At 56.9% G+C, this 14,553-nt stretch carries 10 protein-coding genes and 1 pseudogene; 4 read left to right on the top strand and 7 right to left on the bottom strand.

Annotation, left to right across the window (positions count from 1 at the left end):
* Complete coding sequence (locus U9S71_RS10890; protein WP_326327449.1) at nucleotides 1-1,032, bottom strand: NHL repeat-containing protein; 1,032 nt, start codon at nucleotides 1,030-1,032, stop codon at nucleotides 1-3.
* A 37-nt stretch (nucleotides 1,033-1,069) separates the two neighbouring features.
* Here U9S71_RS10890 and U9S71_RS10885 point away from each other — a divergent pair, with 37 nt between their 5' ends.
* Complete coding sequence (locus U9S71_RS10885; RefSeq protein WP_326327448.1) at nucleotides 1,070-1,825, top strand: RNA polymerase sigma factor; 756 nt, start codon at nucleotides 1,070-1,072, stop codon at nucleotides 1,823-1,825.
* Nucleotides 1,826-1,827: 2 nt separating this feature from the next.
* Here the strand turns inward: U9S71_RS10885 and U9S71_RS10880 are convergent, their stop codons facing one another.
* The 6 genes from U9S71_RS10880 to U9S71_RS10855 all read right to left on the bottom strand — a co-directional run bounded on the left by U9S71_RS10880 (nucleotide 1,828) and on the right by U9S71_RS10855 (nucleotide 13,143).
* Nucleotides 1,828-3,858 (bottom strand): glucosidase family protein, encoded by a 2,031-nt coding sequence (locus tag U9S71_RS10880; RefSeq protein WP_326327447.1) that lies wholly within the window; start codon nucleotides 3,856-3,858, stop codon nucleotides 1,828-1,830.
* Nucleotides 3,855-5,678 carry a right-handed parallel beta-helix repeat-containing protein gene (locus U9S71_RS10875; protein ID WP_326327499.1) on the bottom strand — a complete coding sequence of 608 codons (1,824 nt, stop codon included), beginning with the start codon at nucleotides 5,676-5,678 and terminating at the stop codon, nucleotides 3,855-3,857. Before U9S71_RS10875 ends, U9S71_RS10880 begins: the two co-directional genes overlap by 4 nt.
* Nucleotides 5,678-6,640: a discoidin domain-containing protein gene (locus tag U9S71_RS10870; protein WP_326327446.1), complete on the bottom strand. Its 963-nt coding sequence runs from the start codon at nucleotides 6,638-6,640 to the stop codon at nucleotides 5,678-5,680. Before U9S71_RS10870 ends, U9S71_RS10875 begins: the two co-directional genes overlap by 1 nt.
* 18 nt (nucleotides 6,641-6,658) lie before the next feature.
* Nucleotides 6,659-8,449: a RagB/SusD family nutrient uptake outer membrane protein gene (locus tag U9S71_RS10865; RefSeq protein ID WP_326327445.1), complete on the bottom strand. Its 1,791-nt coding sequence runs from the start codon at nucleotides 8,447-8,449 to the stop codon at nucleotides 6,659-6,661.
* 19 nt (nucleotides 8,450-8,468) lie between these two features.
* The gene (locus U9S71_RS10860; RefSeq protein ID WP_326327444.1) at nucleotides 8,469-11,759 is read right to left on the bottom strand and encodes a SusC/RagA family TonB-linked outer membrane protein; all 3,291 of its coding nucleotides are present in this window, start codon (nucleotides 11,757-11,759) and stop codon (nucleotides 8,469-8,471) included.
* Nucleotides 11,760-12,039: 280 nt separating this feature from the next.
* Nucleotides 12,040-13,143 (bottom strand): FecR family protein, encoded by a 1,104-nt coding sequence (locus tag U9S71_RS10855; RefSeq protein WP_326327443.1) that lies wholly within the window; start codon nucleotides 13,141-13,143, stop codon nucleotides 12,040-12,042.
* A gap of 325 nt (nucleotides 13,144-13,468) precedes the next feature.
* Between U9S71_RS10855 and U9S71_RS10850 the strand changes: the two genes are divergently transcribed.
* The 3 genes and pseudogenes from U9S71_RS10850 to U9S71_RS10840 all read left to right on the top strand — a co-directional run.
* Nucleotides 13,469-13,654: a hypothetical protein gene (locus tag U9S71_RS10850; RefSeq protein WP_326327441.1), complete on the top strand. Its 186-nt coding sequence runs from the start codon at nucleotides 13,469-13,471 to the stop codon at nucleotides 13,652-13,654.
* Nucleotides 13,655-13,920: 266 nt separating this feature from the next.
* Entirely contained in the window at nucleotides 13,921-14,268 is a 348-nt protein-coding gene (locus U9S71_RS10845) for a hypothetical protein (RefSeq protein WP_326327439.1), read from the top strand.
* 68 nt (nucleotides 14,269-14,336) lie between these two features.
* Nucleotides 14,337-14,546 (top strand): annotated as a pseudogene (locus tag U9S71_RS10840) (Txe/YoeB family addiction module toxin); the annotation flags it as partial.
* Nucleotides 14,547-14,553 lie beyond the last annotated feature (7 nt).

Genomic DNA, 14,553 nt, shown 5'->3' with positions numbered 1-14,553 from the left:
CTACACCCGCTCAAACTTATACGGATACACCTTGCCGGAAGCCCACTGCGCAACGTAGAGGTTCTCATCGCGGTCTACGCACACATCGTGCGGATGCACAAACAACGGCGTCTGCTGCGCCATGGGCTGGAGCTGATCGCCGACGTACTTAGGAGCTGTGCCGCCGATATTGCTCACTACACGGTTGTGTTGGTCTAAGATGGTAACGAAGCCGCTGCCGGCGGTATCCATATCGGGCGAACGCAGCACGGCGGCATACAGGTGGTTGCCGTGGATAACGGGCCGGCATACGCAGGCGCCGGGCAACGAAATGATCTCCAGGAGCTCGCCCGCCAGGGTAAACCGCTTGAAGCATTGGCGCGGCCGGTCGGTAACCAGCAGCGTGGGGGTCGGCGTACGGTGGTCGATGCATACCCCATGGGCAGTCTCGAAGTATTGGTCGCCCTCGCCCTTGCCGCCGAACCAGCTTTTGAGCTTGCCCTCAGCGCTGTATACCATCACATACTGCTTGCCGTACCCATCGGCCACGTAGATGTCGCCATTGGGTGCCACGGCAGTTTCGGTGGGCATAAAGGCCTCGGCTTTGTCATACAATCCCGATTCGAGCGGCACGTCGAGAGTCCACAGCACCTTCCCTTCCAGGGTAGTTTTATACACCTGGTGCTTGGCCGTATCGGTGATGAGCAGGAATTCATCGCGCCCTTCGCCGGCCAGGGTGAGGCCGTGGGCACCAGGAAAATCGTGTCCCCAGCTGGTGACCAGCTTGCCACGGGTGTTGTATACCAGGAGGTTGTTTTTGGTTTCGTTGGTGAGCAGCAGGATGCGCCCGCGCCGGTCTTGCACCATCTCATGGCAGTCGTTTACCGGGTGCTTGGCGTTATCGAGCACACCCCAGCCCTTTACTTGCTTATAGGTCATACCGTTGTGGCCATACACGGCATCCGCGGTGGCGCCGAAGGCGTTGATGACCGGCGCGGCGGCCAGTGCCGTGGTGGCCGCGGCAGATTGGGCAATGAAGGTTCTTCTGTTCATATAAAGTACTTGCTGGCTGCTAAAGTAACTTTTTTAGGTGGGCGAACAAAATGTGGTGTTACGATGGAGCAATTGGTTGAATACGGTGTTGTCTTGCCGGCTTGATTTCAATCGGAATTTCTTTGATTTCGTTTTCAAATCGACTATCTTTGGTCATTCCAGTTTAACCTCGCTCCGCTGGCCGGACGACAAAGAAATGATACAAACAGAAAACCTCATTGCGGAAGAAACCCTGATTGGCCTTAGCGCGGGTTCGCGGAAGGATTTCATGGCGGTGTATGATGTTTTTCAGAAAAAGCTCTTTGCCTTTGCCTACCGTTACCTCCGCGATAAAGACCTTGCCGAAGACGTTACGCAGACCGTGTTCATGAAAGTCTGGGAAACACGCCACCGGATAGACCCTAAGCGGCCCTTTGTGGGGTATTTATTCCGCATTACCCGCAACGAAGTCTTCAACGAGCTCCAGGCCATCGCGAAAAGCGAAAAAGCGAAAGCAGGCGTGGCCACCGCATCCCCGGCGCTGATGGAGCAGGCGGTGGATACGATTTTGCAGCACCGGGAATACGACACCGTGCTCGAAAACGCGATACAGGCACTGCCCCCGCAGCGACAGCGGATATTCAGGATGTGCCGCATGGACGGGCTAACCTACCGGGAGACTGCCGCACAACTGGGCATCTCCTACTATACCGTAAAAGAACACATGACGCTGGCTATACAAGCCATAAAAAAACACCTCCATAGGAATGAGGTGTTTGTGGTGTTCTTGGCGGTGGTTTACAGTATCAGCTGACCTTACAGGGCCACCTCGATGGTTTCCCCCGGTTGCAACGTGTATGTTTTAAACGGTGTACCGCCACGCAGCAACGTGGTGGTAAGTTGGGTGCCCTGGCGCTCTACCCGGATATCGAACGCCTGCTCACCGAACGCACCGACCTGCTTGAGCTCCATGTGATCCCACCCTTCGGGCAGCTGCGGGGTCATCGAAAACCGCTGGAAGCCGGTAGGCCGGATGCCGAAGATGCCCTCGATAAAGATGCGGCAAAACAGGGCGCTCTCGGCCGAAAGGTGGCGCTGGCTGCCCTCGGGCCAAGCCTCAATGGGGTACGGTACATGCTCGCCCCGCAATCGGGTGGCCGAATAATGCTGGAGGTAGGCCAATGCTTTTTCGATTTCGCCCGCAGCGAAGACGCCCCGGAGGGCGTAGAGCGTAGAGCGGTCCCAGAAGGTTTCTGTGCCGGCCTGCGTGAGCAATCCGTCGTTGGTCCACAGGCGGGGCGAAAACAACGCATCGATGGTGCCGGGCGCCCGGTTGTAGATACCCACCGTGAGGGGGATGCAGATCCACGACCGTAGCACATCATTACCTTCGTAATAGCGATAGGTTTCAAAGCCTTCTACCGTGGCGCCGAAGTGCTGTTCGATGGCCGCACGCATACGTTTCGCCTGGCGTCGATAGTCGTTGGCGGCCCGGCGCGGCAACTGCAGTTCTTCTGCCAGGTAGGCGGCCGACAGCAGGGCGTCGTAATACAGCGAAGACGTGCACAGGTTGGCGTCGCCTGCCGGGAAGCGGCCTTCCAGCTCATCGCTGTCAGACTCCACAACACCGTGGTCGTTGATTTTCCGCCTTGAAAATTCCAAGCACCACTCGATCAGTGGCCACAGTTCCTCAGCCTCTTCTCGGTCTGCCCGGGCAAGGGCGTAACGGGCGGCACCGTACGCAATCATAGCCGCGTCTCCACGATCACCGGCACCGCCCCAGGTATCATCACCCTCAGCGATAATCGAACTGGGGATGGGCTTGTATTCGGGATTCATGAACCGAGCAAAATGGCGGAAGGCGTTCAACGCCGAGGCGTTGCCGATATCGTAATGTAGAAACGGGAAAAACGGATTGATGTACTCGGCTTGGTCGTTGGCCCAGATGGCGGCGTAATACGACTCGCCACCCGGCCCGTGCATATACCCGCCCTTGGTCTTGAAAATACTTTCGGCCGCGCGGATCTTGGCAAAGGCAAACGCGGTGTTGAGCGTCTCGTCGGGCGAATCGAACACGAGCTTAGACCATAGCTGGTCTACGAACGCGGTACGCGCCTGCCCGGCCGCCGCCACATCCACTGTCGCGGCTGCTTGGTGACCGCTATAAGCTTGGATCGCCGCGTCGAAGTAGCAAACCTCACCCGGCTTGAGATGTTGCACCTCGCCCGGTGGCGCATGGAGCTGTGCAAGGAGCGTGTAGCTGCCGGATACGCCCTTAGCAGGGTCGGTATGGTACACGGCCTGTTGCGTGGGCACAACGAGCTCAAGGGTGTGGTCGCTGATGTTCTTGATGGCGTAGCGTTCGCAGAAAACGGGCTGGTCCATTGCGGGGAAGTACGTGCGCGTAAGCTCTACGAGCGCAGGGCCCTTATCCGTGGGCCTATCGCCCGTGCCCAGCTCGCTGACCACGGTAAGCAGGCCATTGAGGCGCATGGAGTGGACGGTTTCGCGGGTGAGCGACCGGCCATTTACCTGCAGCTGCGACACGAAGTCGATGCCAAACCGCCGCATGAGGCTGGCGTGGGTATTGTTTGGGATGGTGCGCAGCATGGGCCACACAAGCGATCGCTCCAGGCTGAACGACCCGTCTGCATTGACGCCGTAGCGCAACACGGCCGACAGGTACTGCCCACTCATTTCAATGTGGTCGTAATGCGGGATATCGATGCCCACCTCCCACCGGATGCTGCCGTCTGCATCGATTTGCCAACGCTGCTGTGCGTTGAGGACGTTAGGTGTGCTGAAAGCGATGGCAAGGACATAGAGGAAACTAAGTTGTGTTTTCATTCGTGTTTGGTGTTTTTAATGGTTACCGGAAGTGGGCCATTGCCGTGTACGGTTACGTTGGCGCTGTGTTCTACCAGCACGGCACGGTCACTGCCGCTGATGGCGTTGTGGCTCACGGAAGCACCATCCGTGCCCGACACGTAGATGGCTTGCACGCCTGTAGCTTGGATGGTGTTGTTGCGGATGATGATGTTTTTGTTGAGCGGCGGGGGCGGACCGTCGATCCCGGATACGTCGATATTCACGGCCGTGCCGGTCTGCCTGCCGTGGCCGTAGCCACAATCCACGATCCAGTTGTTTTCGATGACGACGTCGGTTACCGGACCGCTTTCGCGCCAGCCGCTTTCGGCACCAAGCTGGATGGCCGTACCACTGCTCTGCTGGATGGTATTGCCGGCGATACGTACCCGGTTGGTTTTGATGAGGTACGCGCGCGCCAGGTGGCTACGCACCGTATTGTTGGTGATTTCCACGGCCGGCCTGCGGGATTCGTTGGTGAGGAAATGACCGGCCCCATCGCCCACCAGCGGCCGGTCGAGCTGCACGGACACCCGCCACTCCCCGTGGCTGGTGTCTACGCCACGTACCGTATACGTGGTTACCGGCTTTAACGATTCCCGATCCACCAGCGACAGCGTGTCGCCCACGTCGGGGAAATCCAGCGAGAGTGCATGGAGATCCGCCTGCTCCACCGCGATGTCGACCCAGCCCTTGCGCGTGGCATCCGGATACAGCGTGTAATAATAGTTGTGAATGTTGGTGCAGTCATCGCCCTGTCCGCCAAACTTGCAGGCATCCAGCACGATGCGGCCTTTGCAACTGGTAAAGTGCGTGGCATCGGTGTTGGTAGACACCACACTGCCCGGTTCGGGGATGACCTGTAGGTTATGCAAGAAGATGTCTTCACTGCGGTGGCCCACCACACCCATACCGGGCTGGCTATGGATGGTGACATCCCGGAGGATGATATGCTTCGATTCCTTGATGAGAATTCCCGCCCGGTAGTGTGCCGAATGCCTTAAAATGCACAGGTCGCCCGCCCGCGGCCGGGCCCCCGAGAATACCCGGATGGTGGTATCGTTGAGCCACTCCTTTTTATCGTGCCAGGCACCAGTATATACGCGTGCTTTCGACACATCGTAGAAATGGATGCGGCCGGTCACCGCGCTGTCGAGCATCGCATAACGGCGGGTGTCCACCTGCATATCGAAATGGTCATCGGCCACGGCGGTGATTTGCCCGATGGTATGGGGTGGTCGCTTGTAGGTGATGGTGAGCCCGTTGATCTGCACGTTCGCGGCATCAGTGATGGAAACGGCCTCATACCACCCTTCAAGCACTAGGGTCGCCCCCGCAGCTTCTACGGTCACTCCCCGGCTATCGGCGAGGTCTAACGCGATGACGTAAGGGGCATCGGGCTTGAATAAGCGACCTTGCACATCTTCGCCATACTGGCCGCTGATAGCCTCGTACTCGATGCGACGTGCCTCATCATCGCTGAACCGGTACACACCTGGCGGGAAATAGACCGTCGCGCCGGGCTGGCTCCGGGCGGCAGCCATCGCCTGCCGGATGCCGTCGGCATCGTTGCTGTCGTCGTCCGGATGGGCGCCATAGGCGGTGACGTCAATGCGGTCTGCGGTGACGCCCTTTGCGTTGGAAACGTGCGGACCGGATAGGGTTAACGCCAGCGCTAGCATGTTTATGTGAAATTTCACCCTCATGTTAATCCATATGCGTTTGGATGAATGCCAGTTCACCAGGTGGGTATGTGCTCCGGCGCAAGCCAGGTAAAGCAAGGTAATGGCTGTCATTCTCATCAAAATGCCTCCACTTCGGCGATACAGGTGTGGTTGGAATCGGTGAACGACCGGTTGACCACGATTTTGATGTATCGCCCATCGATCGTTTTCTGTCCGTTGTCGATAAAGGACACCTCATTTTCGGCCACATCGCCATCCAATGCGTACGCGCCGGCAGTTACCCAATTGACCTCGTCGTCGCTCACCAGTATTTCGATATCCAACGGGCGCCCTGGTGCCCAGCTGCTGCGGCCGAATATCCGTAAGCCGTGCACAGCCTGCGTGCTGCCCAGATCGATGACCAGGTAGTGGGGATGCGCCGGATTGCCATCGCGGTACTGGGTATGCCAGAAAGTGTCCGGATTGCCATCGATGGCGTGTTTGGCGTGGCCGTTGTCGGGGCCTTCGCCTACGGTTTCTTCGGAGCTGAAGCTGACAACCTCCCACGAGGTTTTAGACAGCTCGGTATAGGCCGTACGCACCACGAAGTACGTGACACGGAGTTGCTCGTTGATGGGGTATTGGCCGCCCTCGGCGGCAGCCAGCCGCACCGGTAGCATGTACTGCTTACGGGCGTCGATGCTTTCATGCTCGGTATGTACATCGATGCGCAGCACTTCGGAGCTAAGCTCGCCTTGCTTAAGTACGGCTTCCAAGTCTTCTACCGTATAGCTCGCCTCGGGCAGCAGCTCGTAGGCCGTGAAATTGGCCGCATTATAGTCGGCCACCAGCTCGGAGGCGATCTCAAAGCGGCAACGGATGTCTTGCGACGGGTAGTTGACCCCGCCGAAAGACGCACCGAAATAGAGTGGCTGGGCATCGGATTCGATGGCTAGGCTTTTGATGTTGGGCAGGTCGTAGGCTTGTGTCATGTAAACCTGCGCAAAACGGTCGGGATTTTCGAAACCCGTGTCTTTACCACACGCCAGCGTCAGTAACGCCATGCCCAAGCCGATGGATATATTCTTGATGTTGTTCATGTTTAATGTCTTTTTAAGTTACCAACCGGGGTTTTGTACGAGATTGCTGTTGCGGTCCATTTCCGACTGCGGGATGGGGAACAGGTAATATTCCTTGCGGAACACCCGCCGTTCAAAGACGGTCCGTTGGTAATAAGCGGGGTCGTGCAGCGATGTGCCCGCGCCGGTATTCATGCCCCAGAATTCGCCGCCATCGGTCTGATCGGCGATTTTCCAGCGCCGGGTGTCTGACCAGCGCAGGTTTTCGATGGCCAGCTCGATTCGGCGCTCGTGGCGGATGCGCTCACGCATTTCGGATTGGCCCAGGCTCTCGGGCACGCCCGGAAGGCCGGCCCGCTCGCGGATAGCGTTGAGGTAGGTGGCGATATCGGGATGCCCCGGCGACGATTCGTTAAGCGCTTCCACGTAGCTCAGCAACACCTCCGCATAGCGGTAGAGGATATATGGCCGGGCGATGAACTGCGAGTTGCGCACGTCGGAGTTGGGCGAGACGTTTTTACCCACCACGTAGCCCGTGTGGGGATAGTCGCGCGCGCCGTCGCGGCCCGACGAACCGGTCTTGAAGAATTCCATGCGCTGCGCTCCGTTCACATGCGACGGGAAATAGGCGCCGTTGTACAGCACCGTGACGTAAAACCGGGGCTCACGGTTGACGTACATCATGTAGGTGCCCGCTTCGGTATACTTTCCGTCGGCTTGTGAGAAGCCATTTTCGACGTAGTCGGTACCGGGTTCGTCAATGCGCTTGCCGGATGCGGTTTCGTAGGCATCCACCAGCTGCTGCGTGATGGAGTAGCTGGGCCACCCGCCGATGGGCCGGGGCGCAATATGCTTCTCGTAAGGCCAGCCAAGGTCGGTGCCTTTGCGGGCGAAGAGCACTTCGTTGTTCCAGGGAGTAAGAAAGATATCCCGGTAGGAACGGTAGGGGTCGATGTTGCCGTCGTCGCCGGCCACTTTATACAACCCCAGGATATCGAGGTCGATCAGGTCTTTAGCGGCCTTGGCCGCGCGCTCCCATTTGGTGGCATCGTATTGGGTGTTGAACAGGGGCGTACCGTCGGGGTTCGCAACGCCCGCATACTCGGGGTTGCCGTTGAACTGCGGACTGGCGGCATAGAGCAGCAGGCGGCTTTTTACGGCCATGCAGGCCACTTTGGTGGCGCGGCCGTAGTCGCGTTCGCTCTGCGCCGTGAAGTGTAGCGGCAGGTCCGCGGCGGCCAGGTCGAGTTCACTGACGATGTAGTCCACGCACGCGTCGTACGGCGTGCGGGGCAGGTTCATCTTGGGGTCGCCCCCCTCCAGGTCGCTGGCGATGATCTCATCGCCGATGAGGATGACCGGGCCGTATTGCCGCAACAGGTTGAAATAGAAGAAGGCGCGCAGAAACCGCGCTTCGGCTTTATATTGCTTGATCAACTTGGGGCCGCCGGCCATGCCTTGCAACTCGCGGTTCTCGTCGATGTGCAGGATGAAATAGGTGGCTTGGCGGATGCCCCGGTAATAGTCGTGCCAAAAATTGTAATTGCCCGAAGCGGCGTTCCAGTTGCCGATATTCAAGGGATAGGCGGGCGACTCGCTATAGGGCACATCGAAGTCGTCCGATAGCGGATCGAACGGCACGCCGCCCTTGCGGTCGGCTTCGTCGCGCACGTAGCTGTAGGCGTGGGCCAGGAACTCTTCGGAATATTGCTTGCTCTGAAACACCAGGTCCAGCGTCAGCTGGTCGTCGGGCATCTGATCGAAAAAACTGTTACACGCCTGCAGAAGCGACAGCGACAGGGTGGTCAATAAAAGATATATGCGTCTCATTCGTTATTCTTGATAGTTCTTAAAAATTCAGGGTTGCGCCGAAGCTATACGTGGCCACGTTGGGGTACGTAGACCCCCGGCCATTGCCCAACTCGACGTCCCAGAGTTTGAACTCCGACAGGGTAAGCAGATTGATACCCGAAAAGAAGAGGCTGGCACCGCGCAAGCCCGCTTTGGCCACGAAGGCCTTGGGGAGGTCATACGCGAACTGCAGCGATTTCAAGCGGAGGTATCGGCCGTTTTGCAGCCAGTGCGTGCTGGTCACGTTGTTGGCATTGAGCTCGCCGATGCTCAGGCGGGGGTAAAACGCATCCGGGTTGGGATTCTCCACGGTCCACCGGTCGCCGATGTTGCTCATCAGGTTGCCGTTGTTGGTGCTGAACCGGAACGGGAAGACGCCCTCGCCGTTAACGAGGATATCCACGTTGCTGATGCCCTGGAAGAGGGCCGACAGCGTGAAGGCCTTGTAGCCGAACGTGAAGCCGGCGCCATAGACGATCTCGGGGATGTCGCCGTAACCGATGGGCACCTCGTCGTTGCTGTCAATTTTCCCGTCGCCGTTGATGTCTTTGTAGCGGATGTCGCCCGGCCGCACGGTGCCGGTATGGAAGGGGGCGTTGGCGATTTCGGCTTCATCCTCGAAGTAACCGAGGGCAATGCGGCCGAAGTTCTGGCCGACCTTGCGCCCTTTGCGGTACTGCCATTCGTAGGGCCAGGGGCGGTCGTCTTCCACCACTTCGTTGCGGTTGAAGGTGAAGTTGCCCAACACTTGCAGGCGCACGTCGCCCCACACTTTCTGGAAAGTGAGCTGCCCTTCGATGCCCTGGTTGTCTACCTTGCCGATATTGCCGTAGGGCGCGTTGCGCACACCGAGGTAGCCCGGCAGGCCCTGCCGGCGCAGGAAGATGTCTTCACGGTGCTCTTTAAACAGGTCGGCCTGGACATTCAACATGCTGTTGAAAAACCAGGCTTCGATGCCGAGGTTGTACTTGGTGGAGGTTTCCCACCCCACGTTGACACCGATTTCATTCTGCGCCTTGCCGGTATAGTTGTAACTCTGGTCTTTGCCAAATTGGTAGCCGTCTACATTCTCATATACCGTATTGAGGTAGGCAAAGCGGCGGCCGCCAATGTTGCTGTTGCCCACTTTGCCCCAGGTGGCGCGGAGTTTCAGAAAGTTCATCACCGGCTTGACACCTTCGAAGAAAGGCTCTTCGGAGACCACCCAACCGAGGCCCACCGATGGGAAGAAGCCGTACCGCTTTTCGGGCGCAAAATTTTCCGACCCGTTATAGCCGAAGTTGACCTCGCCGAGGTATTTATTCCGGAAGGAATAGGTGCCCCTGCCGGCGATACCGAGACTGCGGTAAGGCAGGGAAGACTCCAGGTTGTCTGCCTGCGAATTGGACAGGTCGCTGAGGTTGAAGAGGAACATGCCCGTAACGTTGTGGTCGCCCACGGTTTTAACGTAGTTCAGCGCGGACTCGACGTACAGCTGCCGCGATCCTGCTGCCTCTTTGTTATAGCTCAGGAAGCGTGATCCGGTGTATTTCTGGATGAACTCCAGCTCGCCCTCGGCATTGCGGCGCTCGGCATGCCAGGTATCGGATGCTTTCGTGCGGTTTTGTTTGTTGTAGTTGGATGCATCGAACGAAGCCATGGCCGTAAACGACAGGCCGTCGAGCACGAAAGGCAGCTGCTGGGTGATACGCAGGTTGGACATCACGTTGTTGTCCCAATAGGTGGAATACCCGGTTTGGGTGAGGAGCGCGTACGGGCTGGTGAGGCCGCTGGTGCTGAGGTCGCCGATGCGCCCATCGGGGTACCGCGCGGGGAAGGATATGGGCGTACGCTCATACGCGGCCCCGAAGATGGTGCCTTCGCCCCTGCCGGGCGAGTTGCCCACCATGAGGTATCCCTGGATGCCCAACTGGATATCGGTGGTGACCGTAGGCTTGAAGGTGAGGTTGGTGGTGACGTTGAACCGCTTGGCTTTCGACTGGAAGTCGTAGTCGATGGTCTCCACGTCGCGGTACTGCCCTTCCTCCTGGTAGTAGCCCAGGCCCACGTAGTAGGTGGCGCGGTCGAAACCGCCGTCGATGTTGGCGTTCATGGAGCGCATACGGCCGAAATCGCGGAACAGCTCATCGAACCAGTCGACGTTGGGCGACAGGTACGGGTCGGTACCGTCGCGGGTTTCCTGTATTTTTTCCGCCGAGTAGGTGGGCGTCTGCCCCATGTTGGTGTTGGCTTCGTTGACCATCTCCATGAAGGTGGCGCCATCGGCAAACTCGGGTATCTTCACAAATTGGGTAACGCCTTCGTTGTAGCGCACGTTGAAGCGCGGCTTGCCGGGCGACCCTTTTTTGGTGGTGAGGATGATGACGCCATTGGCCCCACGCACGCCATATACGGCCGTGGCCGAAGCGTCTTTGAGTACGGTGAAGCTTTCGATATCCTCGGGATCGATGTTGCTGAAGCTGCGCGGCACGCCATCTACGAGAATCAGCGGCCGGCTCAGGCCGGCGTCGAGCGTGGCGATGCCACGGATCCAGATGTCGGACCCATCATACCCCGGCTCACCCTTGCGCTGCACAGCGATGATGCCCGGGATGCGGCCGATGATGGAGTTGGACAGGTTGCGCACGGGGAGCTTCAGTTCTTCGGGTTTGATGGTGGATTGCGAGCCCACCACGCTGATTTTCCGCTGCTGGCCGAAGCCCACCACCACAACTTCGTCCAGGCTCGACTCTTCGGAAGCTTGAAGCACCACGGTGAGTGTGCGCTGGGCGCCCGGCGTGATCCGCTGCTCCACGTAGCCGAGGTAGGTGAATACCAAGGTGGCGTTTGGTGGTGCGGCGAGCACGAAGCGGCCGTTGATGTCGGTAGCCGATCCAATCTGCGGGTTGCCAGCTACAGATACCGTTACGCCGGTGAGGAAGTTGCCCGCCGTATCTTGCACGCTGCCGGTAATCTCTGCGGGCTGGGGCACAGCGGCGGTAATCGGCGTCGCTTGGCTATGCTTAGATTGCGGCTTGAGTAAAACGAAGCCGTCCTTCACCTCATAGGTGAGGTCATACCTGCCAAGCACGTCGGCCAATATGGCTTTCACCTTCTTATTAGCCGAGTAGGTAACCTCGGGCGACGCGGGCAATGCCGATGGCTGATACGCCAGCGGTACGCCGGTTTGCCGCTGCAGCTGTTCCAAGGCTTTGGCGAGCGGCAGGCCGTTGAACGCAACATGCGCCCGTTTCTCTAGCTCTTGCTGTGAATATCCGGGATTGGCAGCGAACACTAAGCCTACTGCCATGGCCGACACGCAAACAAACACCGATAACCGCATAATGAATTTAGATGATATACAACTACTTAAACATATAATTTTTTGCATATTTGCATAACTGAATAGGGTAAATAATTTGTATGGACTCAGGTAGCTGCAACAAGTTTCTCAGGCTTGGCGTTGCACTTACCATTCAGTGAACGAGTCGGTGAAACATGGTTTTGCCGACTTTGTTGTTTTGGGCCGGTGATACCATTATTCGGGGGCTTTTTTCTTCTTCATCATCAGGTTGGTTAGTTATCGAAGTCTACGATCCGCACCCCCGCCCTCGGAGATGCCATGTTTCTTGTATTTTCACTACGCTGCCCTGCCGCAGGCGCGCCAGCGTACTCAACACGTGTTCGAGCGGCTTGTTCATGGCCGGAAGGGTAACTTCACAGCCGCTGATGGTCTCATCAACCACGATTTCTTCGCCGTAGTAACGGGTTAGCTGCTTGGCGATCCGCCCGATAGGGGCGTTATAAAAAGCGAGCTCACCCGCCCGCCAGTTGGGAGCGCTGCCCTGTCCGACCTCCAGTATACCCGATACGGTATCTACCAATACATATTGCGCTGCGGTGACGAACGCCTCGTCGCGTGGGCCTTTAGTGGCCCAAGCCTCCTCTACCCGTACGGGTTGGCGCAGACCAACTCTCGCCTGCCAGGATGCCGCTCGATCCAAGGTCTGCTGTACGGTCGCTTGTGGTATACGCACCACTTGGACCTTTCCCTCAGCCACAGCAATACCGGGTGCCAAGTCGGTATCTACGTTGAAGGCGGTGCCCAATACTTTGGTGGTAAAATCTTTCCCCACCACGAAAAACGGCTGCTGTGGGTTGTGCGATACATCAAAAAAAGCTTCGCCAGCTAAACGTACCACGCGCTGCACGCCGCTGAATTTTTGCGGGTAAGACAGGGTAGAGTTGCCATTGAGGTAAACCACGGAGCTATCGGGCAGCACGATGCGTTGATGCTCGCCGGCCGTGGTGGCGAGGTGCTGCCAGGTGACCGGTTCGGTAGCATTGCGCTGCAGGAAATAAGCAGCGCCCAGCAGGCACACCAGCACGGCCGCCGCGGGAATGCGCCACCGAGGAAGACGGCGGATGGCTTTTTCGGGGGCAACCCACCGCCAGATGTCGGCCCGCATGCGCGTGGCCCGGGTGTCGTCAAGCGCCTCATGATGGGCTGCACCATCTTGAGCGACGTGGCCAAGGTTCGTTTCCCGAAACGAGCGGCGCATATCACGCAGCAACGCCTTTGTGCCCGCATGCGTCTCCGCATATTCCAGCAGTTCAGCCTTCTCCGCTTCCGAAAGCGAACCCGATCGGTACTTGCGGAGCAGTTCGGCAATACGTGATGCTTCGTTTTCCATGTTGCTCTTTTAAGGTAATACCGAAAAAGTGGCAACATGGGGGGGGTGGGGTAGAAAAAACTTTCGCGGGTGCTCCCGGCATTCTTGGGTTGGGCAGACAACGCATGGAATAGATTGGGATTAAACGAACAGAATGCCGGATTTTTCGTGCAACGTTTCCATAAAATGTCCTCAGCGAAAGACAAAAACAATAAAAATTGTCCTCAACCGAAAACGTTTTGCAGTTTAGTTTCCGCTCCGCGGGAGAGGATACACCCATTCAAAAACAACAAAATCCGATAACGGTTGTTCTATGGACAGAAGTGTTACGCCAAAAACAAGAGCTATGAATGTAAAGCGAATTTTCGGCACCATCCTTACCGTGCTGGGTATCGGGGGCCTCATCTACACGGGCGCCATGGTGGTACAGCAGACCGGCGGCACCCGCGAGCTGATCGTCGTAGGGGTCATCGGGCTCATTTTCTTCCTATCAGGTATTTCATTGGTGCGCAATACCCGGGATAAAGAATAAGCGCAGGGCAACCGCATTTAAAAATATTAACGATTAATCGTCCTTGCGAGCAAGCGCGTTTGCCGGTGAAAAGGAGCGACCGCGAAGCAGCTCCGAAGGAAACCAATCTGTTTTGGTCGAAGATTGCTTCAACTCGCACGATCCAACACCATTTCGCGATGACGACAAGTTTTAAATGCGGTTGCCCTCAATAGGCGGCGGGGACTTGCAAATTCAATAAAATGTTACTACTTTTGTGTACACAAAAGTGTATTAAATAAATGATTATGAAGGTAATTACAACGCGGGAAATCCGCAGTGGGATGAAGTTATATTTCGAACTCGCTGAGAAAGAAAGGGTCGTAGTGAAGCGCGGCAGTAAATTTGTTAATCTTATCGTAAGTGACGCTCCTGACCGTGTATTTCTGGATGAAAACTGGGTGAAGGATTTTTTAAGAATACCGGTGGAGTACCGCATTGATCCTTTCGAAATTAGCCCATCGGGGGATTTGTATTATGCGGACAAACGAAACGTAGAACTCCTGAAAGAAGCGATTAACGATGCTGAACAGGGAAAAGCAGTGAAAACAATCAAAAGCCAAGCGGAACTTCAAACCTTTTTGGAGTCTTTATGATATGTCTTATAAACTAACCTTTTCCATGAGGGCAGAAAAAGATATAGCCCGCCTCAAAAAAAACCGATCATCCCGCTTTCAAGAAAGTCACACAATTACTGAATGAGGTTATCGTGCACCCCTACACCGGAACCGGCAAGCCGGAACAGTTAAAACATAAAGCGAAAGGCCAGTGGTCAAGACGCATCTCCAAGAAACATCGATTGGTATATAAAGTGATCGATCAAACGGTCACAGTTGATATACTATCCGCCTACGGACACTACGACGATAAATAAGCGCAGC

The sequence above is a fragment of the Parapedobacter flavus genome, assembly GCF_035818675.1.
Taxonomy (GTDB): domain Bacteria; phylum Bacteroidota; class Bacteroidia; order Sphingobacteriales; family Sphingobacteriaceae; genus Parapedobacter; species Parapedobacter flavus.
Note: the sequence above shows the minus strand (reverse complement) of the source record. Positions and strands in the feature narration are given on the sequence as shown.

Coding starts and splice junctions, on each gene's coding strand:
- U9S71_RS10890 (WP_326327449.1), bottom strand. CDS start 1,032: ATGAACAGAAGAACCTTCATTGCCCAATCTGCCGCGGCCACCACGGCA.
- U9S71_RS10880 (WP_326327447.1), bottom strand. CDS start 3,858: ATGAAAACACAACTTAGTTTCCTCTATGTCCTTGCCATCGCTTTCAGC.
- U9S71_RS10875 (WP_326327499.1), bottom strand. CDS start 5,678: ATGAGAATGACAGCCATTACCTTGCTTTACCTGGCTTGCGCCGGAGCA.
- U9S71_RS10870 (WP_326327446.1), bottom strand. CDS start 6,640: ATGAACAACATCAAGAATATATCCATCGGCTTGGGCATGGCGTTACTG.
- U9S71_RS10865 (WP_326327445.1), bottom strand. CDS start 8,449: ATGAGACGCATATATCTTTTATTGACCACCCTGTCGCTGTCGCTTCTG.
- U9S71_RS10860 (WP_326327444.1), bottom strand. CDS start 11,759: ATGGCAGTAGGCTTAGTGTTCGCTGCCAATCCCGGATATTCACAGCAA.
- U9S71_RS10855 (WP_326327443.1), bottom strand. CDS start 13,143: ATGGAAAACGAAGCATCACGTATTGCCGAACTGCTCCGCAAGTACCGA.
- U9S71_RS10850 (WP_326327441.1), top strand. CDS start 13,469: ATGAATGTAAAGCGAATTTTCGGCACCATCCTTACCGTGCTGGGTATC.
- U9S71_RS10845 (WP_326327439.1), top strand. CDS start 13,921: ATGAAGGTAATTACAACGCGGGAAATCCGCAGTGGGATGAAGTTATAT.